The organism is Ferrovibrio sp. (assembly GCF_964218355.1).
GTDB lineage: Bacteria > Pseudomonadota > Alphaproteobacteria > Ferrovibrionales > Ferrovibrionaceae > Ferrovibrio.
Window position 1 is genome coordinate 208,111 of the sequence record NZ_CAXPMC010000020.1, and the last position, 23,174, is coordinate 231,284.

28 protein-coding genes and 1 tRNA gene are annotated in these 23,174 nt (G+C 61.8%); 16 read left to right on the plus strand and 13 right to left on the minus strand.

What is annotated here, in order from left to right:
* The first annotated feature begins 102 nt into the window (after positions 1-102).
* Entirely contained in the window at positions 103-2,184 is a 2,082-nt protein-coding gene (locus ACEQZY_RS15160; protein WP_370155619.1) for a sodium-translocating pyrophosphatase, read from the plus strand.
* Between the two features lie 55 nt (positions 2,185-2,239).
* On the opposite strand, the gene cobS is transcribed toward ACEQZY_RS15160, so the two are convergent.
* Complete coding sequence (gene cobS / locus ACEQZY_RS15165; protein ID WP_370155569.1) at positions 2,240-3,091, minus strand: adenosylcobinamide-GDP ribazoletransferase; 852 nt, start codon at positions 3,089-3,091, stop codon at positions 2,240-2,242.
* A 77-nt stretch (positions 3,092-3,168) separates the two neighbouring features.
* Between cobS and cobT the strand changes: the two genes are divergently transcribed.
* Entirely contained in the window at positions 3,169-4,185 is a 1,017-nt protein-coding gene (gene cobT / locus ACEQZY_RS15170) for a nicotinate-nucleotide--dimethylbenzimidazole phosphoribosyltransferase (RefSeq protein WP_370155572.1), read from the plus strand.
* 3 nt (positions 4,186-4,188) lie between these two features.
* Here the strand turns inward: cobT and ACEQZY_RS15175 are convergent, their stop codons facing one another.
* Positions 4,189-4,650 (minus strand): outer membrane protein assembly factor BamE, encoded by a 462-nt coding sequence (locus tag ACEQZY_RS15175; protein WP_341701957.1) that lies wholly within the window; start codon positions 4,648-4,650, stop codon positions 4,189-4,191.
* Between the two features lie 99 nt (positions 4,651-4,749).
* Between ACEQZY_RS15175 and ACEQZY_RS15180 the strand changes: the two genes are divergently transcribed.
* The 8 genes from ACEQZY_RS15180 to ACEQZY_RS15215 all read left to right on the plus strand — a co-directional run bounded on the left by ACEQZY_RS15180 (position 4,750) and on the right by ACEQZY_RS15215 (position 9,523).
* Positions 4,750-5,307: a ubiquinol-cytochrome C chaperone family protein gene (locus tag ACEQZY_RS15180; RefSeq protein ID WP_370155575.1), complete on the plus strand. Its 558-nt coding sequence runs from the start codon at positions 4,750-4,752 to the stop codon at positions 5,305-5,307.
* A 33-nt stretch (positions 5,308-5,340) separates the two neighbouring features.
* Positions 5,341-5,940: a DUF177 domain-containing protein gene (locus tag ACEQZY_RS15185; RefSeq protein WP_370155577.1), complete on the plus strand. Its 600-nt coding sequence runs from the start codon at positions 5,341-5,343 to the stop codon at positions 5,938-5,940.
* 113 nt (positions 5,941-6,053) lie between these two features.
* Positions 6,054-6,239, plus strand: a complete 186-nt coding sequence (gene rpmF, locus ACEQZY_RS15190) for a 50S ribosomal protein L32 (protein ID WP_341701954.1) — start codon at positions 6,054-6,056, stop codon at positions 6,237-6,239.
* A 41-nt stretch (positions 6,240-6,280) separates the two neighbouring features.
* A complete protein-coding gene (gene plsX, locus ACEQZY_RS15195) occupies positions 6,281-7,375 on the plus strand; it encodes a phosphate acyltransferase PlsX (RefSeq protein WP_370155580.1) in 1,095 nt (364 codons plus the stop codon).
* Positions 7,372-8,343 (plus strand): beta-ketoacyl-ACP synthase III, encoded by a 972-nt coding sequence (locus ACEQZY_RS15200; RefSeq protein WP_341701952.1) that lies wholly within the window; start codon positions 7,372-7,374, stop codon positions 8,341-8,343. Before plsX ends, ACEQZY_RS15200 begins: the two co-directional genes overlap by 4 nt.
* Positions 8,344-8,476: 133 nt before the next feature.
* Positions 8,477-8,800: an integration host factor subunit alpha gene (locus tag ACEQZY_RS15205; protein WP_341701951.1), complete on the plus strand. Its 324-nt coding sequence runs from the start codon at positions 8,477-8,479 to the stop codon at positions 8,798-8,800.
* 17 nt (positions 8,801-8,817) lie between these two features.
* Complete coding sequence (locus ACEQZY_RS15210; protein WP_341701950.1) at positions 8,818-9,324, plus strand: MerR family transcriptional regulator; 507 nt, start codon at positions 8,818-8,820, stop codon at positions 9,322-9,324.
* Positions 9,325-9,446: 122 nt separating this feature from the next.
* Positions 9,447-9,523, plus strand: a tRNA-Pro gene (locus tag ACEQZY_RS15215).
* A gap of 24 nt (positions 9,524-9,547) precedes the next feature.
* On the opposite strand, the gene ACEQZY_RS15220 is transcribed toward ACEQZY_RS15215, so the two are convergent.
* Positions 9,548-10,138: a hemerythrin domain-containing protein gene (locus ACEQZY_RS15220; protein ID WP_370155584.1), complete on the minus strand. Its 591-nt coding sequence runs from the start codon at positions 10,136-10,138 to the stop codon at positions 9,548-9,550.
* Between the two features lie 98 nt (positions 10,139-10,236).
* On the minus strand, positions 10,237-10,449 hold the full coding sequence (locus ACEQZY_RS15225; RefSeq protein ID WP_341701948.1) for a heavy metal-associated domain-containing protein: 213 nt from the start codon (positions 10,447-10,449) through the stop codon (positions 10,237-10,239).
* Positions 10,450-10,672: 223 nt separating this feature from the next.
* Here ACEQZY_RS15225 and yajC point away from each other — a divergent pair, with 223 nt between their 5' ends.
* The 4 genes from yajC to ACEQZY_RS15245 all read left to right on the plus strand — a co-directional run bounded on the left by yajC (position 10,673) and on the right by ACEQZY_RS15245 (position 14,077).
* On the plus strand, positions 10,673-11,023 hold the full coding sequence (yajC, locus tag ACEQZY_RS15230) for a preprotein translocase subunit YajC (RefSeq protein ID WP_341701947.1): 351 nt from the start codon (positions 10,673-10,675) through the stop codon (positions 11,021-11,023).
* Between the two features lie 83 nt (positions 11,024-11,106).
* Positions 11,107-12,726, plus strand: coding sequence for a protein translocase subunit SecD (secD, locus tag ACEQZY_RS15235; RefSeq protein WP_341701946.1), 1,620 nt, complete (start codon positions 11,107-11,109; stop codon positions 12,724-12,726).
* Positions 12,727-12,739: 13 nt separating this feature from the next.
* Positions 12,740-13,687: a protein translocase subunit SecF gene (gene secF, locus ACEQZY_RS15240; RefSeq protein WP_370155589.1), complete on the plus strand. Its 948-nt coding sequence runs from the start codon at positions 12,740-12,742 to the stop codon at positions 13,685-13,687.
* A gap of 15 nt (positions 13,688-13,702) precedes the next feature.
* Positions 13,703-14,077 (plus strand): Mth938-like domain-containing protein, encoded by a 375-nt coding sequence (locus tag ACEQZY_RS15245; protein ID WP_341701944.1) that lies wholly within the window; start codon positions 13,703-13,705, stop codon positions 14,075-14,077.
* A gap of 6 nt (positions 14,078-14,083) precedes the next feature.
* Here ACEQZY_RS15245 and ACEQZY_RS15250 read toward each other — a convergent pair whose 3' ends face one another.
* Positions 14,084-14,662: a urate hydroxylase PuuD gene (locus ACEQZY_RS15250; RefSeq protein WP_341701943.1), complete on the minus strand. Its 579-nt coding sequence runs from the start codon at positions 14,660-14,662 to the stop codon at positions 14,084-14,086.
* A gap of 238 nt (positions 14,663-14,900) precedes the next feature.
* Here ACEQZY_RS15250 and ACEQZY_RS15255 point away from each other — a divergent pair, with 238 nt between their 5' ends.
* The gene (locus tag ACEQZY_RS15255; protein WP_370155591.1) at positions 14,901-15,737 is read left to right on the plus strand and encodes a phytoene/squalene synthase family protein; all 837 of its coding nucleotides are present in this window, start codon (positions 14,901-14,903) and stop codon (positions 15,735-15,737) included.
* A 4-nt stretch (positions 15,738-15,741) separates the two neighbouring features.
* On the opposite strand, the gene trmFO is transcribed toward ACEQZY_RS15255, so the two are convergent.
* The 4 genes from trmFO to uvrA are packed head-to-tail and all read right to left on the minus strand — an operon-like array spanning position 15,742 to position 21,029.
* Positions 15,742-17,112: a methylenetetrahydrofolate--tRNA-(uracil(54)-C(5))-methyltransferase (FADH(2)-oxidizing) TrmFO gene (trmFO, locus tag ACEQZY_RS15260; RefSeq protein WP_370155593.1), complete on the minus strand. Its 1,371-nt coding sequence runs from the start codon at positions 17,110-17,112 to the stop codon at positions 15,742-15,744.
* Positions 17,099-17,680, minus strand: a complete 582-nt coding sequence (locus tag ACEQZY_RS15265) for a regulatory protein RecX (protein WP_370155596.1) — start codon at positions 17,678-17,680, stop codon at positions 17,099-17,101. Before ACEQZY_RS15265 ends, trmFO begins: the two co-directional genes overlap by 14 nt.
* A gap of 13 nt (positions 17,681-17,693) precedes the next feature.
* The gene (locus tag ACEQZY_RS15270) at positions 17,694-18,095 is read right to left on the minus strand and encodes a heme-binding protein (protein ID WP_341701939.1); all 402 of its coding nucleotides are present in this window, start codon (positions 18,093-18,095) and stop codon (positions 17,694-17,696) included.
* A 30-nt stretch (positions 18,096-18,125) separates the two neighbouring features.
* On the minus strand, positions 18,126-21,029 hold the full coding sequence (gene uvrA, locus ACEQZY_RS15275; protein ID WP_370155598.1) for an excinuclease ABC subunit UvrA: 2,904 nt from the start codon (positions 21,027-21,029) through the stop codon (positions 18,126-18,128).
* A 111-nt stretch (positions 21,030-21,140) separates the two neighbouring features.
* On the opposite strand from uvrA, the gene ssb reads away from it, so the two are divergent.
* Complete coding sequence (gene ssb, locus ACEQZY_RS15280; RefSeq protein ID WP_341701937.1) at positions 21,141-21,641, plus strand: single-stranded DNA-binding protein; 501 nt, start codon at positions 21,141-21,143, stop codon at positions 21,639-21,641.
* Between the two features lie 18 nt (positions 21,642-21,659).
* On the opposite strand, the gene ACEQZY_RS15285 is transcribed toward ssb, so the two are convergent.
* Genes ACEQZY_RS15285 through ACEQZY_RS15300 form a run of 4 tightly spaced genes read right to left on the minus strand, consistent with a single transcriptional unit; the run spans position 21,660 to position 22,947 of the window.
* Positions 21,660-22,046, minus strand: a complete 387-nt coding sequence (locus ACEQZY_RS15285) for a hypothetical protein (RefSeq protein ID WP_370155600.1) — start codon at positions 22,044-22,046, stop codon at positions 21,660-21,662.
* Positions 22,043-22,348: a YqjD family protein gene (locus ACEQZY_RS15290; protein WP_370155603.1), complete on the minus strand. Its 306-nt coding sequence runs from the start codon at positions 22,346-22,348 to the stop codon at positions 22,043-22,045. Before ACEQZY_RS15290 ends, ACEQZY_RS15285 begins: the two co-directional genes overlap by 4 nt.
* Before the next feature lie 51 nt (positions 22,349-22,399).
* Complete coding sequence (locus ACEQZY_RS15295; protein WP_341701934.1) at positions 22,400-22,663, minus strand: CsbD family protein; 264 nt, start codon at positions 22,661-22,663, stop codon at positions 22,400-22,402.
* Between the two features lie 50 nt (positions 22,664-22,713).
* The gene (locus ACEQZY_RS15300; RefSeq protein ID WP_341702023.1) at positions 22,714-22,947 is read right to left on the minus strand and encodes a CsbD family protein; all 234 of its coding nucleotides are present in this window, start codon (positions 22,945-22,947) and stop codon (positions 22,714-22,716) included.
* Between the last annotated feature and the right edge of the window lie 227 nt (positions 22,948-23,174).

Here is a 23,174-nt window from a genome sequence, read left to right on the forward strand (position 1 = left end):
ATTGAGTGCAGTCGCGTATCCCGGTCTGGGCAGCGCTGCCCGGTCGGGCGTGTGTTTTACGGTAAAAGCACAAGACCAATAAACCTTGGAAGGAAAACGCTCATGACCGAGTTGTGGTTCGCCATCGCCTGTGGCGTATTGGCGCTGTTGTACGGTCTCTGGACATCGCGATCAGTCCTCGCGGAGTCGGCCGGCAATTCGCGGATGCAGGAAATCGCCGCCGCCGTCCAGGAAGGCGCATCGGCCTATCTCAATCGCCAGTATCGCACCATCGGCCTCGTCGGCGTTGTGGTCGCCATCATCATCGGTGCGACCCTGGGGCTGAAAGTTGCCATCGGCTTCATTATCGGCGCTGTCCTGTCCGGCGCTGCCGGCTATATCGGCATGAACGTTTCGGTTCGTGCCAATGTGCGCACCGCTGAAGGGGCCCGCAAGGGGATGGAACATGCCCTCGGCATTGCCTTCAAGGCTGGAGCGGTAACCGGATTGCTGGTGGTCGGTCTGGCGCTGCTGGGCGTTGCTGTCTACTACCTTGTGCTGCAGAGCCTCGGCGCGCCGGCCCGTGAAATGATTGACGCCCTGGTGGCGCTTGGATTCGGCTCGTCGCTGATTTCGATTTTCGCCCGTCTGGGCGGGGGCATCTTCACCAAGGGTGCCGATGTCGGTGCCGATCTGGTGGGCAAGGTCGAAGCCGGCATTCCAGAAGATGACCCGCGTAATCCGGCAGTGATCGCCGACAATGTGGGCGACAATGTTGGCGATTGCGCCGGTATGGCTGCCGACCTGTTCGAGACCTATGCCGTGACGATTGTTGCCACCATGGTACTGGCGTCGATCTACTTTGCGTCGGATGCCGTCCTGATGGCAAAGATCATGGCATATCCGCTTGTGATTGCCGGTGCGTGCATCATCACCTCGGTGATTGGCACATTCTTTGTCCGCCTCGGCAGCAGCCAGAACATCATGGGTGCTTTGTACAAAGGACTGATCGTAACCGGAATCCTGTCGGCGATCGTGCTCTGGCCGATCACCGAATACATGATCGGTATGGATACGCCGCTGACTGCCGGCGCATCCAGCTTCACCGGCATGAGCTTGTTCTGGTGCGGCATCATTGGCCTGCTGGTCACTGCTGCCATTGTCTGGGCAACCGAGTATTACACCGGCACTGAATACAGGCCGGTCAGAAGCGTTGCCCAGGCATCGACCACTGGTCATGGCACCAATGTGATTCAGGGGCTGGCGGTTTCGATGGAGGCGACGGCGCTGCCGGCGATATTCATCGTCATTGGCATCATTGCCACTCATATGCTGGCCGGCCTGTTCGGTATCGCCATCGCGGTAACCACCATGCTGGCGCTTGCTGGCATCATCGTGGCGCTTGATGCCTATGGTCCGGTCACTGACAATGCCGGCGGCATTGCCGAGATGTCGGACCTGCCGAAGGATGTACGCAAGACCACCGATGCACTCGATGCCGTTGGCAATACCACCAAGGCAGTCACCAAGGGCTATGCGATCGGTTCGGCTGGCTTCGGCTCGCTGGTGCTGTTTGCGGCCTATACCGAAGACCTGAAATATTTCTTCAAAGGGGTCACCATCGACTTCTCCCTCAGCAACCCATACGTGGTTGTCGGATTGCTGATCGGAGGTTTGCTGCCCTATCTCTTCGGCGCCATGGGCATGACGGCAGTGGGGCGCGCGGCTGGTTCCGTCGTTGTCGAGGTCCGTCGTCAGTTCAAGGAAATCCCTGGCATCATGGAAGGCACCGCCAAGCCTGACTATTCCAAGGCGGTCGATCTTCTGACGAAGGCCGCGATCAAGGAAATGATTATTCCCAGCCTGCTGCCGGTTCTCAGCCCGATCGTCCTGTATTTCGTCATCAGCTGGATCGCCGGCCAGGCCGCTGCATTTGCAGCGGTCGGCGCCATGCTGCTCGGCGTGATCGTCACAGGCCTGTTCGTCGCCATCTCCATGACGGCGGGCGGCGGTGCCTGGGATAATGCAAAGAAGTACATCGAGGAGGGTCATCATGGCGGCAAAGGATCTGATGCCCACAAGGCGGCCGTGACCGGAGATACTGTCGGCGATCCCTACAAGGACACGGCAGGACCGGCGGTCAATCCGCTGATCAAGATCACCAATATTGTGGCGTTGCTGCTGCTGGCCGTGCTGGCTCACTGACGTCCAATCAGGATACCGATCAGGAAAGGGCCGGGGCAACCCGGCCCTTGTTCTATCAGACAGAAATGGTGGCTGCGCTGATGGCCAGCAGGATTGCGACTTCGGAAATCTGCTGGGTGGCGCCAAGAATATCGCCGGTATGCCCACCGACCTGGCGCACAGACAAGACTGACATTATCAGCGTTATGGACGTCGCGGCCGCAAGACTGGCGACCACAAGCGGGGCATCCAGCAGCAGGAAGGAAATACCCGCAGCAATCACCAGTCCCGCGACAAGGGAGGGGGCACCGACCTTTCCGGCTACAGCCGAGAGGCCATCCTGACGGGCAGGGGGCAGGGCATACCAGAGTGCCGTCATTGCTGCACGCGAAAGGGCCCCGGAAACCACCAGCGCAATAATGATGGCGCCGCTCTGGCTCACGGTTTCGTCATATTCGCCCGAGATGGAGGCGAGGCTACCGGCCAACTCGCTGATCACGGCGAAACGCAGTCCGAACACAAGCAGCAGGGCCAGCACGCCGTATGTCCCTATCCGGCTGTCCCGCATGATTTCCAGCTTGCGGTCCTTTATACGGCCGCCACCGAACCCGTCCGCAGTATCGGCAAGGCCATCCTCATGCAGACCGCCGGTGAGCAGTATCTGGCAGCCCAGGGTAAGCAGGGCGGCGCTGGTGTTGCCAAGACCGAAACGGTTGGCGACAAAGAAAACAACTCCCCCGGCAAGCCCGACCAGTACGCCGATCAGGGGAAACGCCCAGACCGTGGCCGACAGGGACACCGGCTCCCGCGGGAGCGGAACCGGCAGACGGGTCAGCAGGGAAAGGGCAATCCTGAACTGGTCAAAAAACGTGCCGACTGCTGCCCTTCGAGGGGCGGTATCATCTGGCGGGGTGTTGCTGTCGGTCATGGCTGCTGATTGCGATCCGGTTGCTCCTGCCTTATAGCACGCAGATAGTCAGGAACGAAGCTGGGGTGGGGCGCGGCATGAGTGGTGTTTACAGCGATTTCACAGCATTGCGCGCTGCGCTATCGGACCTGCCGGAACCGGATCGCAGTGCCGAGGAGAATGCACGCCGTCACGACAGCCAGCTGACCAAGCCACCCGGCGCCCTTGGCCGCCTGGAGGATTGTGTGTTCCATCTGGCGAAATGGCAGCGACATGCTCCCTGCCTCGAGACAGTTCATATACTGGTCTTCGCCGGCAATCATGGCGTAACTGCCCAGGGGGTGTCGGCGTTTCCCGCGGAAGTGACCGTTCAGATGGTGGCCAATTTCCGTCATGGCGGCGCAGCCATCAACCAGCTGGCCAAGTTACACAAGGCTTCACTGGCCGTGATCGACCTGGAGCTCGACCGGCCAACCAGGGACTTCACCGGCGCCGCGGCAATGGATGACGCGGAATGTCTAGCTGCGGTCAATGCCGGCGCTGCAGCTGTCCCATCCGACGCGGATCTCTTGCTGCTTGGAGAAATGGGAATCGGAAATACAACCACCGCGGCCGCCCTCAGCGCCGCACTTATGGGCGGCACAGGACAGGACTGGACCGGTCACGGGACTGGGGTGACCGGAGCTTCACTGAAAACGAAAGTGGCCGCTGTTGACACAGCGCTGGCGTGGCATGGGACCGCCCTGTCGGACCCGCTGGAGGCTTTGCGGCGTGTCGGCGGCAGGGAATTGGCGGCGATGACCGGCGCAATCCTTGAAGCACGCCGGCGATCGATCCCGGTGTTGCTGGATGGCTTTGTTGTTTGTGCGGCCGCGGCCGTACTCGCCAGGCTCAAATCCGGCGCGCTGGATCACTGCCTGGCAGGGCACGTCTCGGCTGAGCCCGGGCATCGCCGGCTGCTGGAGCGGCTTGGCCTCGATCCCTTGCTGGATATCGGGATGCGTCTGGGAGAAGGATCCGGCGCCGCTGTGGCGCTTGGCATATTGCGGGCCGCAATCGCCTGCCACACAGGCATGGCAACATTTGCCGGTGCCGGGGTCAACAGTGGAAACTGAGTGCTACTTGCCGCTGTTATTGCCAGTGAAGCGGCCGAAGTTACCGAACAACTGCTCGAGCACGGTGAGTTCCTTGCCTCGGGTCGGAGTTTCCCGCCCGGCAAAGGCAATCTGCCGGCCGTCTTTCATGCCGTAGCGCTTGATCTCTTTCACTTTGCGGCTGTCCTTGTCGAAAGCGATCGCCACCACCTGCTGGTCGATCACCTCGGGGGCCAGAAAAGCGACGGCTTCGGTCTCGCCGGAAATGTAGTAAAAGGTCGTGCCCCAGTCAGGGAAGGTTGATGTCGTGGATGGCGAGCCAAGCAGGGCAGCCACCTGTCCGTCGGTCGTTTCGCCGACCACGACCTGCTTCAGTTTGTCTTCATCAATGCTGGTGCCGCGGAAATCCTCCCGCGGGGCACAGGCATTCAGCAGCATCAAAAAAGTCAGGGCGGCCAGTGCCGCGCCGTACCGGCGGATGGACATGACAGAAGACTCGCTATAACGCGGGACGCATACTATCTTTTCGCGCTTTCAAAGGCAAATGCCCGCCTGAAGATCGTCCGCATAATGGTGCAAGTACAGATGCTTAGCAGACTTTTCTCTCTCGGTTCGCGAAACGGAGCCCGCCAGGCGGCCGTAGCCCTGTACCGGACCATCGTCAGTCAGGCCCGGAAGCCTGTCTTCTACCGGGATTTTGGTGTGCCGGACACACTGGATGGCCGTTTTGACATGATTATCCTGCATGCCTTTCTGGTCAGTCGCCGCCTGAAGGCAGAGAATTCCAATCATTCGAAGGACCTTAACCAGGCCCTGTTCGACCTCATGTTCTCGGATATGGATAACTCGCTGCGGGAAATCGGGGTCGGCGACCTCAGTGTCGGCAAGAAGGTCAAGGCCATGGCCCAAGCCTATTACGGGCGGATTGATGCCTATGATCGCGGGCTTGCCGGGGACGATGAAACGCTGCCAGCCGCCTTAAAACGGAACCTGTATGCCTCGGGCGATGTCCGGCAGGAGCAGATAGCCGCCGTTGCGACCTATATCAGACGGGCCGATGCCGCGCTGGCGTCTCAGCCGGCGGACAAGCTGCTTGCCGGGCATGTGGATTTTCCTGTCGCGCAGCCGACAGTCCCCGGTTGACCGCCCCGGGGCAAACCCCTATGTTCCGCCGCCTTGACCGCAACCGGCCCGGAGGTTCGCGTCGTGACGAGAGAATCGCTGCCGGTCGAGTTCAGCCATGTTGTTGAGACCGGGCAGTTGCCCCCTGAAGGGGCAAACCTGGATTTGATTGCGACAGAAGCCGAGCGGACCGCTTTGGCCCGCCGGTTTCAGATCCTGGCTGTCCACAGGCTCGAGGCGCACGTTCAGGTTGTTCTGCACCCGGTTGTTGCTGGAAACTTCCTGGTCATGGGCCGCTTCGAGGCGGATGTGGACCAGGCCTGCGTGGTGTCACTGGAGCCGGTGCGGGAAGCGGTTTCTGAGAGCTTCAGCCGCAGTTTTGCCCCCACCATACCTGCCGGGGGCGCCCGAACCGGGACCGACGAGCCGGAATGGCTGGACCCGGACTCTGCCGACCCGCCGGACCTGCTTGCCGATGGTCGGATCGACGTTGGCGAAGTGGTGGCGGAGGAGCTGGCCCTCGGGCTGGATCCGTACCCGCGGAAGGCTGGGGCCGATATGCCGGAGCAATATCGTCCGAAGCCGGACGATGAGGAGGGGAAGATCAGCCCCTTCGCGGCGCTGGCCCGGCTGAAGGCGGAAAAAAAGGATTGAGGCGAAAGCCCTTGGTCCCCGGGCGCGCCGAGAGTATATAGGCGGGGATTCTGGCCGGGGTGGTCTGCAGGATACTGCGAACCGCCCCGCGTGACTTGTGAGAGAGATGTGTCATGGCTGTTCCGAAGAAGAAGAAGTCCAGCTCGAAGCGCGACATGGGGCGCTCCCATCATGCGCTGAAGTCGAGCGCGCATGTTGAGTGCTCGAATTGCGGCGAGCTGAAGCGCCCGCATCATGTGTGCGGTGCCTGCGGTCACTATGATGGCCGTGAGGTTGTGGCGAAGTCCGCTGCTGCCTGAGTGTTCTCAGGCCCATGTGCTGACCGGTTAAGGGCAACGGTGTGACCGCGGCCTTGACTATCGCGCTGGACGCCATGGGGGGGGACCATGCCCCTGAGATGGTTGTCAAAGGCGCTGCCGCCATTCTGCCGCGTTTCCCGCAGGTGAGGTTCATCCTGTTCGGCGATGCCGGGCAGGTGGAGCCATTGCTGCGCCGTTTCCCTGCGCTGCAGGAGAAGTGCGACCTGCGGCATACAAACGAGAAGGTGGCCAGCGACGACAAGCCGAGCCAGGCATTGCGGCGCGGGAAGAATACCAGCATGCGTCTGGCGATCGACTCGGTCGCTTCGGGTGAGGCGGACGCCATCATCTCTGCCGGCAATACCGGAGCGCTGATGGCGATGGCCAAATTCGTGCTGCGGACACTGCCGGGCATCGAACGGCCGGCAATTGCTTCCTTTTTTCCGACGATGAAAGGCGAAACAGTCCTTCTGGACCTCGGCGCAAATGTTGAATGCGACGCTCGCAACCTGGTTCAGTTTGCCGTCATGGGAGCCAATCTCGCACATTCAGCACTGGGACGGCACCGGCCCCGTGTGGGCCTGCTGAATGTCGGTGTCGAAGATGTAAAAGGGCATGATGAAGTTCGCGCTGCAGCCGAGATTCTGCGGGCAGTCGAGAACCCGCCTTTCGAGTTTGTCGGTTTCGTGGAAGGGAACGACATCACCCTTGGTGAAACCGACGTTATCGTGACCGATGGTTTTACCGGCAATGTCGCACTCAAGACGGCAGAAGGCACCGCAAAACTGATGGCGTCTCTGCTGAAAGCCGCATTTCAGCGTTCGGTCTTCACGAAGATTGGTTATCTGTTCGCGAATGCCGGCCTGACCATGCTGAAAGACCGCATGGATCCGCGATTCTATAACGGCGGCGTTTTACTTGGGCTTAACGGGATCACCGTGAAGAGCCATGGCGGAACCGATGAAGTCGGGTTTGCCGCAGCTCTGGAAGTCGCGATCGATATGGCGCAGGATCGGCTGATCGAACGTATCAAAGCAGATTTCTCCGGTGCCTTTGCCGATTCGCTGTCCGGACGGCCCGCAGGTCTGACAGAAGCGACCCAAGAAACACAAGAATCGAGTGCGAGGGTTTTATGATCCGGTCGGTCGTCGTTGGATGTGGCAGCTATCTGCCGGAACGCGTGCTGACCAATGCCGATCTGGCAAAGCTGGTTGACACCTCCGATGAGTGGATCGTCGAGCGTACCGGCATCCGGCAGCGCCATATTGCAGCGGATGGCGAGAAGACCTCGGATCTCGCGCTCAAGGCGGCTGAAGCTGCCCTGAAGAATGCCGGCATCGACGCTGCCTCGGTCGATCTGATCGTCCTGGCGACATCGACACCCGATGAGACCTTTCCGGCAACCGCCTGTCGTGTGCAGGCGCAGCTCGGCATGACCCGCGGGTTTGCCTTCGATGTACAGGCCGTATGCTCCGGCTTCGTCTATGCGCTGGCGACTGCGGACAATTTCATCAAAGCCGGACAGGCGAAAACTGCCCTGGTGATTGGTGCAGAAACATTTTCACGCATTCTCGACTGGACTGACCGGACAACCTGCGTGCTGTTTGCCGATGGTGCCGGTGCGCTGGTGCTGAAAGCGGAAGAGGGAACCGGCACCAATGCGGATCGCGGCATCCTGACGACGCATCTGCACTCCGACGGCCGTCATCACGATCTGCTATATGTCGATGGCGGACCCTCGAGCACCCAGACGACCGGCCATCTGCGTATGCTGGGCAAGGAAGTCTTCCGGCACGCCGTGGTCAATCTGGCCGAGGTGGTGCGTGAAACCCTCGATGCTGTCGGGATGCAGCCGGCCGACATTGACTGGCTGGTGCCTCACCAGGCCAACAAGCGGATCATTGACGGGACCGCCCGCAAGCTCGGGATGGGGACTGACCGGGTCGTCCTGACGGTTGACCGGCACGGCAATACCTCGGCGGCATCGGTTCCCCTGGCCCTGGCCGAAGCAGTTGCCGATGGTCGCATCAAGCGGGGGGATGTTGTGCTGGTCGAGGCCATGGGGGGTGGTTTCACCTGGGGAAGCGGCCTGATCCGCTGGTAATCCCCCGGCCGGCGGCCGGCCCCGCCTTTTTCTGCCGATTCCCGGCGGCGATTCGCTGAACGTCGTATTGACGCCCGCCCGGGGTTAAGTTAGCGTCCCTGCAATATAATTTGACGAATAGGGGGCGGTGGCGATGAGCGGTAATACCTTGACGCGGGCGCAGCTCAGCGAGGCGATCTACCAGGAAGTGGGCCTCTCGCGGAGCGAATCGGCCCAACTGGTCGAAACCGTCCTGAACGAGATTATTGAAAGTCTGATTGCTGACCATATGGTCAAGATTTCCTCCTTTGGCACCTTTCAGGTCCGCTCGAAGGGGGGGCGCATGGGGCGTAACCCCAAAACCGGCCAGGAAGTGCCCATCGAGCCGCGCAAGGTACTGGTGTTCCGCGCCAGCCATGTGCTGAAGGAAAAGATCAATGCCGGGATGCATGCGCAGCAGAACAAGGTGGCCCAGTAAATCGACGGCAGGACAGGATGGCGGATAGCGAAAGACTGCCCACCGGGCAGCCGGCGCGCAAATCTTCCGCAAAAAACAAAGCGGAAGCCGCCTTCCGGACAATCGGCGAAGTCGCCGCTCAACTTGATCTCCCGCAGCACGTGCTGCGCTTCTGGGAAAAGAAATTCCACCAGATACGCCCGGTCAAGCGCAATGGCGGGCGACGCTATTACCGCACCGAGGATGTGGCCCTGCTGGTCGAGATTCGCGCCCTGCTGCATGAGCAGGGCTACACCATCCGCGGGGTTCAGAAACTGCTGCGGGAAGGCGGGATGGCCAAAGCCGTCCGGGCCCGGGGCAAGGCCGGCAATGCCGGCATCATTGCCGGTGGCAGCGAGAAGCCGGCCATGAAAGCGGATGCGCGCCAGATCGGCATGCCCTTCGATTTGCTCAGTGACATGGGGCATTTGCGGCAGGCTTTGAGGGGCTGCCTGCGCGAACTCGAAGCGATCCATGCCGATATTGTAGCTCGGCAGACGCGCTAATTTATTGGACTTCCTGCAGTTTCCGGTGCCGGCGCGCGGTTGCTAACGCGGCGGGCCATGGGTATAGTGCGCGCCGCCCGAAGGCGGTCGCCAGCGTAACCGGCCGCGGCCTTCGGATCGGTCGGAGCGTAGCGCAGTCTGGTAGCGCATCAGTCTGGGGGACTGGGGGTCGTGGGTTCAAATCCCGCCGCTCCGACCATTTCTCCCCTCGGGTTCTGGAAACTCAGCGCCACGGCGCACCCACACCAACCGGGGCCGGGGCGGCAGTCACGATTCGCCGCAGCAGTTCCTCATAATGCAACTTGGCTGACAGGCCCGTCAGCGGATCTTCATTCTGGCGGAATGCGGCGGCAATCTGTGCCCAGTCCTCCGGCCGCAGCCGGCTTTCGGCAAGCGGGAAAACCTGCTCTTCCTCAAGCCGCATATGGTTCCAGTGGAATTCCGCATACTGGCGAACCAGTTCAGCCCATGCATCGCGACGACCACGGTCGGACGGCTGCTCCTGGTAGCGTCGCAGTGCCTGGCGCAACTCCCCCATTAGCTGGCGGTTTTTCATGTGCTCGGTCTCCAGGGTGTCCAGCAGCCCGGCAGCATCCGGCGCCCGCGCCCGCAGCAGCCGGAACAGGAATTGATCTTCCTTCGGGTGGTGGAACCGGTCTGGATACTGGTCGACATAATTCAGCATGGTGCCAAGGAGGCTGAAATCGGTCCGGCCGCCGGATTGCTGCAAATCCCCCATGATTGTCACCAGCCCGTGCAGGACGGCAGCCAGGGACCGGTGTTCTGCCTTGATGAGAGAGATCGCTTCCTGCATGGCATTTCCCCTTCCGGACATCACGATGCGGAGGGAGTCTGCGCCGCGTCAGTTCTGCGGCCTTGATCTGCAGCAAGGAAGCGGGAATCCGGGGGACTTCAGCGGCCGGGGGCATCCGCAACGCCATAACCGGCATCGCGGATGGCATTGCGGATCAGTGCCAACCGCTCCGGCGGCAGATTGCCGATCCGGACCTGATGCCGTCGCAGGTCGACTTCGAAGGCGGTCCCCGGGGCAGCATTGCTGATTGCATTGCTGATGGCCCGTTTGCAGCCCTCGCAGGTCATGCCTTCAATATCCAGGATGTTCATAGGCAGCCATGTTGTGAACCGGGAGCCAACAGCTTAGCCTGACGCCCTCTGACAGGCCAGTCCGCGGTTGCGCCCTGATGTCGCAGGCTGTTGAAGTATAAGTCTTATTTGGCCGTCACAGTCGCCCTTGCTGCAGGGGCGGCGCTTGCAATCCCGGTGGCCCTCGCTATAGTCCCCCTCGCGCCGGACAACCGGTAAAATCACGCTCAGGGAGCCCAAATACATGCTGATTTCCGAGGCCTATGCCCAGGCGGCGGGCGGTACGACCGACATGCTGACCTCGCTGCTGCCGCTGGTCCTGATCTTTGTCGTCTTCTACTTCCTGCTGATCCGGCCGCAGCAGAAAAAGATGAAGGAACATAAGGCGATGATCGAAGCCGTTCGCCGCGGAGATGTGGTCACCACATCCGGCGGCATCATCGGCAAGGTCGCCAAGGTCCAGGAAGATGGCATCGTCCAGATCGAAATTGCCGACGGCGTAAAGGTAAAGGTGGTCAAGGGCACGATCTCGGAAGTGCGCTCCAAGGGTGCCGAAATCGACGACGGCGAGAAGGCCGAGACCAAGGCGTCCTGACGTCTGGTTGGGGTCCGGCGCGCCCGCCGCGCCGGACATTGCCGTAGCCCGAGAACGTTGGCCGGGCTGCCTGAGGAATTCCGATGCTGTATTTTGCGCCCTGGAAAATAGCGCTGGTCGTTCTGGTCACCCTGGCTGGATTGATTACGGCCGCTCCGAACCTTCTGTCCCGGCAACAGCTGGATGCGCTGCCGCATTGGATGCAGCTTTCGCAGGTCAACCTCGGACTGGACCTGCGCGGTGGATCTCACCTGCTGCTCGAGGTTGATACCAACGCGGTTTTGCGCGAGCGGCTTGAGGCGCTGGTGGAAGGTGCCCGTGAGGAGCTGCGCCGCGAACGCATCGGCTATACCAACCTGGGCATTGCCGGCGGCAGCACGGTGGGCCTGCGCCTGCGTGACCCGTCCCAGGCGGCAAAGGCTCGTGAACTGCTCGGCAAGCTTGGCCAGCCCATACAGGGCGGCGCCTTCAGCCTTGGGGCCGCCCCGACGGATATGGCCGTAACGATCGCAGATGACGGACAGGTCCGCATGGTCCTGTCCGATGTCGCCGTGCGCGAGCGGGCCCGCTCTGCCGTCACGCAATCTATCGAGATTGTGCGTCGCCGAATTGACCAGACTGGTGTGAACGAGCCGACTATCCAGGTGCAGGGCAGCGACAGGATTCTCGTGCAATTACCTGGTGTCGACGACCCGGAACGCATCGAACGCCTGCTAGGCACCACGGCCAAGCTGGCATTCCGTATGCTCGATACCACAGCCGATCCGAATGCTCCGGTACCGCCGGCGGGGACCGAGATACTTGAAGGTGACAAGGCGCGCACCGGCAACGCGCCGGTTCAGAAGTATGTCGTCAAGCGCAAGGTGGAAGTCTCCGGCGACGATCTCGTTGATGCCCAGCCGGGCTATGATCAGCGTAGCGGCACACCGATGGTTTCCTTCCGGTTCAACGCGGCCGGCGCCAAGCGGTTTGCGGAAGTCACCCAGCATAATGTAGGCCTCCCCTTTGCCATCGTACTCGACAACAAGGTGCTGAGCGCTCCGGTGATCCGGGAGCCGATCCTCGGCGGCTCCGGCCAGATCACCGGCAACTTCACGGTGGCCGAAGCGAATGACTTGTCGGTTCTGCTGCGGGCCGGTGCTTTGCCAGCTCCGCTCAAGGTTATCGAAAAGCGTGTGGTCGGCCCCGATCTGGGGGCAGATGCCATTCGCGCAGGCACGATCGCCATCACCATCGGGTTCATCCTGGTCAATATTTTCATGATTTCCGCTTACGGCCTGTTCGGTTTGTTTGCCGTTGCTGCGGTATCACTGAACCTGGTCCTGATATTGGGCGCGCTGTCGCTGATGCAGGCAACCCTGTCTCTGCCTGGCATCGCCGGCATTCTGTTGACCATCGGCATGGCCGTTGACGCCAACGTGCTGATCAATGAACGCATCCGCGAGGAGGCACGGCTCGGCAAGTCACCGGTAGCATCGCTTGATGCCGGCTTTGCCCGGGCGTTTTCAACCATTCTCGATTCAAACCTGACGACACTGATCGCCATGGCCGTTCTGTTTGCCATGGGATCCGGTCCGGTTCGTGGGTTTGCCGTCACGATTTCCATCGGCATCGCCACATCGATGTTCACGGCTATCACCGTTGTTCGCCTGATGATGATCGTCTGGCTGAAACGGGCCCGCCCGAAAGCGATCGCGGTATAAGGGAAGACTGGTCATGATGCGTTTGCGCCTGGTCCCCGAAAAGACCAACATCAAATTCATGAAAGGCCGCTTTGCCGGCCTGGCAACTTCCGCTTTCCTGTCGATTGCTTCCATAATCCTGTTCTTTTACCCGGGCCTCAATTACGGCATCGACTTCAAGGGCGGTATCCTGATGGAGGTCCGCTTCGAGAGACCTGCCGATTTCCCAGCTCTGCGCGGCATGCTGGGCGGTCTTGATCTCGGCGAGGTGGCATTGCAGGAATTCGGCTCGCCCAGGGACGTCCTGATCCGCCTTGAAGGTTCGAACCGTGCCGACGAAGCGGAGAACAGTGCCGCCAATCTGGTGCGCTCCGAGCTGTCGAAGACCTATTCCGGCGTTGAGATTCGGCGGGTCGAAGTGGTTGGCGGCAAGATCAGCGCCGAGCTGTTCGAGAGCGGTCTGATCGCGGTTGGCCTCGCGCTGCTGGGGATTGCGATTTACATCTGGTTCCGCTTCGAATGGATGTTCGCGCTGGCTGCATTGGTCACACTGCTGCTGGATATCACCAAGATGATCGGCTTCTTTGCCGTAACCCAGCTGCCCTTTGGACTGACCGCTGTGGCCGCCATCCTGACCATCATCGGCTATTCGATCAACGACAAGGTGGTCGTTTATGACCGCATGCGCGAGAATCTGCGCAAGTACAAACAGATGCCGCTTCGGGAACTGATCGACCTGAGTATCAACGATACCCTTTCCCGCACCATCTTCACCTCAATGACGACCTTCCTGGCGATGATTCCTCTTGCCTTTATGGGTGGCGAAGCCGTCGAGGTTTTTGCCCTTGGCATGCTGTTCGGCATATTCGTCGGCACTTCGTCGTCGGTCTTCATTGCAGCACCGCTGGTTCTTCTCACCGGCGAGAAATGGCTGCGTCGGACCAAAACGGCAGAGACAACGGCGACATCTGCACCGGCATAAACCCGGGGTGACGTTATGGACCTGCTGCCCCGTATCCCGTCGGACCGGCAGTTTGTGAATGCATATGGTGATGGGGGATTCCGGATTTCCGGGCGGCACTGGATGCAGCCGGTTCTGGTTTTTCCGGCCTGCACCCTTGCGTGGGAGGTCCGCGGTTTCTCCGACATGAGTCTGGAATCGCTGCTGCCGGTTTTTGACGCAGAGCCTGCCGTCGAATTGCTGCTGGTTGGCTGCGGAACCTCTATTGCGTATTTGCCAAAAGACCTGCGTGGCGCAATACGGGAGCGCGGCGTGGTGATGGAACCGCTGGATACCGGCGCAGCCTGCCGGACCTATAATCTGCTGATGGGGGAAGGGCGGCGGGTGGCCGCCGCCCTTATCCCCGTTTAGTCCGGCTTACCAGGCACCGCCATTCTGCTGTGCCACCATGCAGTACAGCATGGGCAACGACAGCACGAAGTTGGTCCGCGAGCCAAGCATGGCAACTCGCGCCGATTTTGCCTTGGCCGCATCGTCAGCTGGAACAATGCCGAGCGCCCGCTTCTGGTTCGGCCAGATCAGGAACCAGACATTGGCGGCCATGAACAGCCCCAGCCACATGCCGATACCGATCGTGCGGCTGCCTTCCTGCAGCATCAACGCCTGATGGCCATAGCCGTTCAGACCAGAAAGCACCAGTCCGGTCACCACCGTGGCCAGCGCGGCCCAGCGGAACCAGAACAGCGCCTCGGGTGCGATGAACTTGCCGACCGCCGGCTTCAGCTCGGCCGGAATCTTCGGCATGGTCGGAATCTGCACCATGTTGAAATACCAGAGCAGGCCGATCCAGAGAATGCCGGACAGCACATGCAGCCAGCGGACAAAGAAGCTCCAGAAGGCGGGGTCAAAGCTGCTGTGCACCAGCAGGAAGACGAGCAGGGCGAGAACCACGCCCGCGCCAAGCGCCTTGTACATATTTTCCAGGATTTTTGCCATGAGAGCCGTATCCTTGTCGGTGTTTGTTATACGGGCCGTTCGGGTCAGGCCGGCAGTGTCTGCCGCGGTATGGTCGCCAGAATGAAAACAGTCAATGCGATCGGATTGGTGCAAACAGGAAGGAGGGGCGACCGGCCAGACAGAAAGGCCAGTGCGGATCACTGCGCGATTCGCGACTGTCAGGCTATCATAATTCATGATAGCGACAAGCAACCTTCATAACGGCAGCCTGCCACCCATGCCCGAGTCGCCCGAGGAATATTGCGCCCGCGAAGTCCGGCAGCACGATCCAGACCGCTGGCTCACCGCGCTGTTTGCGCCGGATTCGGGCCGTCCCGGACTGCTGGCCCTGTATGCCTTCAACAGCGAAATAGCCCGGGCCCGCGAAGCCGTTTCCGAACCGATGATCGGGCAGATCCGCCTGCAATGGTGGCGGGAATCCTGGGAGGGCATTTTCACGGATAAGCCGCGGCAGCATCCGGTAATCCTTGCCCTGCATCACCATTGCCGCACGGCCGATGCGGGGGATGTCATGGCACTGATCGACGGTCGTGAACGCGATATGGATCCGTCACCGATCGCAAACATGACCGAGTTGCTGTCCTATGCCCGCGATACCTCGGTGCCGCTGATGCGCCTGGCCGCACAGCATCTCGGGGCATTGCAGGTTACTGAGATGGACCACGTCCTGGCAGGTGCGGGGACCGCCTATGCTTTGGTCGGATTGTTGCGTGCGACGCCCTACCTGGCAGCTCAGCAGCGGGTCTGCCTCCCGGCCGACCGCCTAGGTGCCGCCGGGCTGACACCTGCCGCCGTGTATCAACAGCCAGCCGGAGGCGCTTTGCATGGCGTAATCGGCGCCGTGGGGGAACAGGCGCTCAGTCTGCTGAACCGACTGCACGGGCCCCGGTATCCACGTTCCTTGCTGCCGGCCATACTGCCTGCAGTTCTCGGCCGCCTCTATCTGGAGCGACTGCTACGCGCCGGTTGGGACCCGCAATCGCCGCAGGCCGGCGTTTCCGCAACCCGCAAGCATGTTGCGCTATTGTCTGCGATGGTAACCCGGCGCCTCTGATTGCTCAGGCCGCGGCGGACGACGCTTCCGCCAGCCAGCCGCCCAGATCGGCGCGGGCACGGGCAGTCAAGGCCCGTTTGCGGTCGTCCTTGCGCACATCGCCGGGCGGGGGCGGGAACAAACCGAAATTCACGTTCATCGGCTGAAAGTGCTTTGCATCGGCACCGCCGGTGATATGGCTGTGCAGGGCACCGAGCGCCGTTGTCGCCGGCGGCGGGGACTGATTGCGTCCCAGCCGGCCGGCCGCTGCCATACGGCCGGCCAGCAAGCCGATAGCCGTGCTTTCGACATAGCCTTCCACGCCGGTGACCTGTCCGGCGAAACGCAGCCGCGGCATCACCTTCAGGCGCAATTGGCTGTCCAGCAGTTTCGGGCTGTTGAGGAATGTGTTGCGGTGGATACCACCAAGCCGGGCGAACTGGGCATTTTCGAGGCCGGGAATCATTCGGAAGATCCGAACCTGTTCGGCATGTTTCATCTTGGTCTGGAAGCCGACCATGTTGAACAGGCTGCCGAGCTTGTTGTCCTGGCGCAGCTGCACGACGGCATAAGGTTTGCGGCCGGTCCGCGGATCGGTCAGGCCAACCGGCTTCATAGGTCCGAAAGTCAGTGTGCGTGGCCCGCGCTCGGCCATCACTTCGATGGGCAGGCAGCCCTCGAAATAAGGCGTGTTCTTTTCCCAGTCCCTGAATTCGGTCTTCTCTGCCGCCAGCAGGGCGGCATGGAATTCAAGGTAGTTCGGTTTCTCGAAAGGGCAGTTGATATAATCGGCACCTTCGCCCTGTTCGCCGGAGCCGCCGGGACCGACCTTGTCATAGCGCGACTGGAACCATGCCTTCGACATATCGATGCTGTCGCGGTGCACGATCGGGGCAATGGCATCGAAAAAGGCCAGACTCTGCTCGCCGGTCAGGTCGCGGATGGCCTCCGCAAGGGACGGGGAAGTGAGGGGGCCGGTGGCCACGATCACGTTATCCCATTCGGCCGGTGGCAGGCCGGCGACCTCTGTGCGGTGAAGGTCGATCAGGGGATGGACCTCGATAGCCTTCTGAACTTCTGCCGAAAAGACATCGCGGTCGACGGCCAGTGCGCCGCCGGCCGGCACTTTGGCAATATCGGCCGCGCGCATGATCAGGCTGTCACAGCGGCGCAGTTCCTCGTGCAGCAGGCCAACGGCATTGGTATCCGCATCGTCGGAGCGGAAGGAATTCGAACAGACCAGCTCGGCCAGCCCATCACCCTGATGGGCGTCGGTCTTGCGCACCGGTCGCATCTCATGCAGCACCACGGGCAGGCCGAGACGCGCCACCTGCCAGGCCGCTTCCGAGCCGGCAAGGCCGCCGCCAACGATATGGATAGGATCAATCTTGCTCATTCAGGATCTCCTCGAGCGCCGATGCGCTCTCGGCATTCAGTATTTTCGCTGCCACATTCTGGCTGAATCCCCGTCGCGCCAGCGCTCCCATATCCTTTTGCCGCATCGTCCGGCGCTGCTCGGGATCGGTTCGGTACGGCCCCAGGCCGCGCTTGCGGGCATAGGCTGCCGCTGCCGGCAGGTCGGAAATAGGCCCATCGGCCTCGACCTGCAAGCGTTCCAGCGCCGCTTCGATGTCGGGTTTCAGAACGCCTTTGGCGGCAAGGGTTTGCCGGATGCGTCCCAGTGACTTGCCATCGGCATAAAGACGCCGGACCCGGCCCTCCGCATAGGTCCGGTCGTTCAGCAGGCCGTTGCGCTGGAGCCTGGCAATCAGTTCGGCGATCCAGCCGGCCGCAATTTCTGTGGCGGGTTCACCATGCTGCTGGATCGAACGCCGCACCTTGCGATCCAGCACCCGGCGCAGATTTTCGGCCGAGCTGCTGTAGCGTTCCAGATAGAACAGGGCCGCCCGCTCGAGATAGCCAGGCGATACTTTCTTCGGCTTTTTCCGGCCTGCCGGCGGCATAGCCAGAGAGCGATCAGGCCAGCACGGCTATACCGGCACGGGCAACCTGCGCATCCTGTGCCGAGGTGACACCAGACACACCGACCGCTCCGATACAGATGCCGTCAACGATGATCGGTTCGCCGCCTTCCAGCATCACCATGTCGGGCACCGACAGGAAAGCATTCCGGCCATTGGCAACCACCTCTTCAAAGGCCTTGCTCGGCTTGCGGGCCCAGGCCGAGGTCCGTGCCTTGCCCTGGCTGATCAGAACCGACTGCAGCGGGGCGCCGTCCAGCCGCTGGAAATGCAGCAGATGGCCGCCATCGTCGGTGATCGCGATGCTGACCTTCCAGTCGTTCTTCACGGCCTCGGCCTCGGCAGCAGCGGCGATCTTCTGAACATCGGCGAGGGTCAGCGCCTTGCGGGTAATCATGGTCAGCTCCTGCTTGCTTTGTTGTTCTGTCTACTCGGCGGCATCGCGGCGCCTGCCGCTGCCGGTTTTTCCGGCCGGAGCCGGGCTGCCGCGCTGCGCCGGCGGCTTGAGATATTCTTTCAGATACCGTCCGGTATAGCTGCCGGCAACCTTTGCCACGTCTTCCGGCGTGCCCTGGGCAACCACCTGGCCACCGCCATTGCCGCCCTCTGGCCCCATGTCGATGATCCAGTCCGCGGTCTTGATCACTTCGAGGTTATGCTCGATCACGATCATGGTGTTGCCGGATTCGACCAGGGTGTGCAGCACCTCGAGCAGCTTGCGGACATCTTCGAAATGCAGGCCGGTGGTCGGCTCGTCGAGGATGTACAGCGTACGGCCGGTGGCGCGCTTGGACAGTTCCTTGGCCAGCTTCACGCGCTGCGCCTCACCACCCGAGAGCGTCGTGGCCGATTGGCCGATCTTGATATAGCCCAGCCCGACCTTTTCCAGCGTTTCCAGTTTCTCGCGGATGGTGGGCACCGCCTTGAAGAAGGCCGCACCATCCTCGACGGTCATGTCGAGAACGTCGGCGATCGACTTGTCGCGGTAATGGATTTCCAGTGTCTCGCGATTGTAGCGCTTGCCCTTGCAGACATCGCACTGCACATAGACGTCGGGCAGGAAATGCATCTCGATCTTGATCAGGCCGTCGCCTTGGCAGGCTTCGCAGCGGCCGCCCTTGACGTTGAACGAGAAGCGTCCCGGTGCATAGCCGCGCGCCTTGGCCTCGGGCAGCCCGGCGAACCAGTCGCGGATCGGACCGAAAGCACCGGTATAGGTGGCTGGGTTAGAGCGTGGTGTGCGACCGATCGGCGACTGGTCGATGTCGACGATCTTGTCGAGCCATTCCAGTCCCTCGATGCGGTCATGGGCGCCGGGTATGTCGCGGCTGCCGTTCAGCTTGCGCGAGATCGCCTTGTAGAGGGTCTCGATGGTGAGGGTCGATTTGCCGCCACCCGAAACGCCGGTGACGCAGGTGAAGATGCCCAACGGGAATTCGACGGTAATGTCGCGCAGGTTATTCGCCTTGGCGCCGATCACCCTGATCGTCTTGTTGGGCTGGCGCTTGCGGCGCTTCGCCGGCACCGGCACGGCTTTGGCACCGGTCAGATACTGACCGGTCAGCGACTTTTTGCTGGCCATGATGTCGGCAGGTTTACCTTCGGCGATGATCTCGCCGCCATGCACGCCGGCTGCCGGCCCCATGTCGATCACGTAATCCGCAGTGCGGATCGCTTCCTCATCATGTTCGACCACCAGCACGGTATTGCCGATATCGCGCAGGTGTACCAGGGTCTCGAGCAACTTGGCATTGTCACGCTGATGCAGCCCGATGGATGGCTCGTCCAGCACGTAGAGCACGCCAGTGAGGCCCGAGCCGATCTGCGAAGCCAGTCGGATGCGCTGACTTTCGCCGCCGGACAAAGTGCCGGACGAACGGGACATGCTCAGGTAGTCGAGGCCGACATTGACCAGGAAGCCGAGCCGCTCGTTGATTTCCTTGAGGATGCGGGCGGCAATGTTCTTTTCCTTAGCCGACAGCTTCTTGTTCAGCCCCAGAAACCAGTCTCTGGCCTCGACGATGGACAGGGCGCTGATCTCGCCGATATGGCAGCCATTGATTTTTACGGCAAGCGCTTCCTGTTTGAGGCGGTGGCCGCCACACGTCTCGCAATCGGTTTGAGACTGATACCGCGACAGCTCCTCGCGGATCATGTCGGATTCGGTCTCACGCCAGCGCCGCTCCAGATTGGGCAGCACACCTTCGAAAGGCCGTTTCACCGTGTAGGTCCGCATCCCGTCGTCATAGGTGATCGGAACCACGTCGTCGCCGGAGCCGCTGAGAATGGCATTGCGGGTCTTGGCCGGCAGCTCCTTCCACCTGGTGGCCAGCGAGAATTTGTAGAACTTGGCCAGGCCTTCGAGGGTCTGCAGGTAGTAGGGCGAGGGCGTCGCCGCCCGCGACCAGGGCACGATGGCGCCGTCGCGGAGCGACAGGCCGCTGTCCGGCACCACCAGGGCGGCATCGAAATACATCTTCGAACCGAGGCCGTCGCAGGTCGGGCAGGCGCCGTGCGGGCTGTTGAACGAGAACAGCCTTGGTTCGATTTCCTCGATGGTGAAGCCGGAGACCGGGCAGGCGAACTTGGCCGAAAAGATCGTCCGCTCATCCTTGTCGGCGTTCTCAGCAAAAGCGATGCCGTCGGCCAGATTGAGTGCCGTCTCGATGGAATCGGCCAGCCGCGTCTGGATGCCGTCGCGCACCACCACGCGGTCAACCACCACCTCGATATCGTGCTTCAGCTTCTTGTTCAGCGCCGGCACCTCGGCGATCTCATGCAGCTTGCCGTCGACCTTGACGCGCTGGAAGCCGCGCTTCTGCAGGTCCTGCAGCTCCTTGCGGTATTCGCCCTTGCGGCCGCGCACGATCGGCGCCAGCAGATAGAGGCGGGTACCTTCATCCATCGCCATCACGCGGTCGACCATCTGGCTGACGGTCTGGCTTTCAATCGGCAGGCCGGTCGCCGGCGAATAGGGCACGCCGATGCGGGCGAAGAGCAGGCGCAGATAGTCGTAAATCTCGGTGACGGTGCCGACGGTCGAGCGCGGATTGCGCGAGGTGGTCTTCTGCTCGATCGAAATCGCCGGGCTGAGGCCGTCGATATGATCGACATCAGGCTTCTGCATCAGTTCAAGGAACTGGCGGGCATAGGCCGACAGGGACTCGACGTAGCGCCGCTGGCCCTCGGCATAGATGGTGTCGAAAGCCAGCGAGGATTTGCCCGATCCGCTGAGGCCGGTCAGCACCACCAGCTTGTCGCGGGGGATATCGACGTCGACATTCTTCAGATTGTGCTCGCGGGCGCCGCGGACCGAGATGAACTTCTGCATGGTTAACGCCAGATCTGAGGGAGGCCGATTATTGCGCTTTTCGGATGAGACTTTCATTATACGCCGACCAGATGATATAAGATCAGGTCGCGAACGGATAGGGGTTAAACTATGGCTGGCAGCGTAAACAAGGTAATTCTCGTCGGCAATCTTGGCCGCGACCCCGAAATCCGCTCGATGCAGTCGGGTGAAGAGATCGCCCAGCTGTCTCTGGCTACCTCGGAAACCTGGCGCGACAAGGCCTCGGGCGAGCGCAAGGAGCGCACGGAGTGGCACAGGGTGGTGATTTTCAACGAAAATCTTGTGAAAGTCGCCAAGCAGTACCTGAAAAAGGGCTCCAAGATCTATATCGAGGGCTCATTGCAGACCCGCAAATGGACCGACAAGGATGGTCAGGAGAAATACACCACCGAAGTGGTGCTCCAGCGTTTCCGCGGCGAGCTGACCATGCTGGATGGCCGCGGGGAAGGCGGCGGTGGCGGCTCCTACGGCGGCGGGGACGATTACGGCAGTGGCGGCGGCGGATTCGGGGGCGGCTCGTCGGGCGGTGGCCGTTCGGGCGGCGGTGCACCGCCGCGCCGTGACGATCTCGACGACGAAATTCCGTTCTGAGGAACCGTCGCCCGGCGCTTAGCGCCGAGCCACGATTCCGGTCAGGCCGCCAAGCACGGCGGCGGCCAGCAGCGCCGTGGTTGGGTGCTGGCGGATCAGTGGCTCGATCTGGCTGACGGCCTCCTGCAGCGGACTGGCAGGTTGTGGGCGCAGCCGCAGAAGCACAAGCCCGACCAGTCCCGCCGCGGCCAGAAGGCTGGCTGCGGTGGCCGCCGCAGCCCAGGGCGGCGGCAGGATTGTAGAAAAGCCGAGATAGCCGGCAACGGCGGCCATCAGCACAGCCACGAACAGCAGCAGCACGGCCGCCAGGCCGGCGACGACAGCGGCGGCAAGATGCCGCCGCTGTCGCGCCGATGCGACGGCCTGCAGGCCCTGAACGGCCAGCATGGCGAGATTGAGGCTCATCGCCGCATCAGCAGGCCGGTGAGCAGGGCGCCGGCCGCAAAGGCGGTCAGCAGCGACGTACCGGGACGTTCCTTGACGGTGTCCTCGACCCGGACCAGGACTTCCCGGCCCTTGTCTTTGACATCTGCCATCATGGTCTGCAGCCGGGCCTGCAGCTGCGACAGCTCGGCTTCAGCGAGGGAGCCGCCATCCTGCCTGGCGCGGTCGAGCAGGCTGCCGAGCTGGTCGCCCAGCTCGCTGACCTGCGCCTGCAGGGCAGCGAGGTCGGCGTCGGGGGTCGAGCGCGTGGTGGCACGTGCCATGATCAATCTCCTTGATGTCTGCGGTTCAGGTGACAGGGGCGGCGGGCAGCCTCAGCGGCCAGATGCGGATTCCATGCCCTTGAGCCATTCCGCGACCTGTACCTCGGCCTGGTCCCTGATGATGCCGTAGCGTTCCTGGATCTTGCCGATCAGGCGCTCATGCTGGCCATCGATGACCGAAAGGTCATCATCGGTCAGTTCGCCCCAGCGCTCCGTGATCGCGCCCGACATCTGTTTCCAGTTGCCGGCAATGCGGTCCCAGGACGGCAGGGCGGCCTTGGCGTTGGCTTTGATATGAGTGGCGGTGCTGGGCATGATTCAGCCTCCGTTGTTTCTGGGGGGACAGAGAATGGAAAGGGTGGCGATTACCTGACCTGCTGGGTCTTTTCCCAGGCCTCGACCTGCTTTTCGGCCTCGGCCTTGGCGATGCCGTAGCGCTCCTGGATCTTGCCGACCAGTTCCTGGCGCTTGCCCTTGATGTAGAGGATGTCGTCGTCGGTGAGCTTGCTCCACTGCTGCTTCACCTTGCCGGCGAACTGGTTCCAGTTGCCTTCGATCTGCTCCCAGGTGGCGCTCGCGGCATGGGCCGGGACGGTGATCACAGGGGCGGCGGCCAGCAGGGCGATGGCGGAAATGGCGGTGATGGCGACTTTGCGCATTATGAAGTCCTCCGAATAGAATTTGCGGCAACCCGGGGGCGGGCAGCCAAAGGCAGTTTTCAGAATGAAACCTGGTCATTCCTGCGGCGCGGCCCGGCCGAAGAGCCGCTGTGCTGCGCCGGTGATCCGGATTTGAGTGCCGGCCCGTGGCAATACAACGGAGCTGG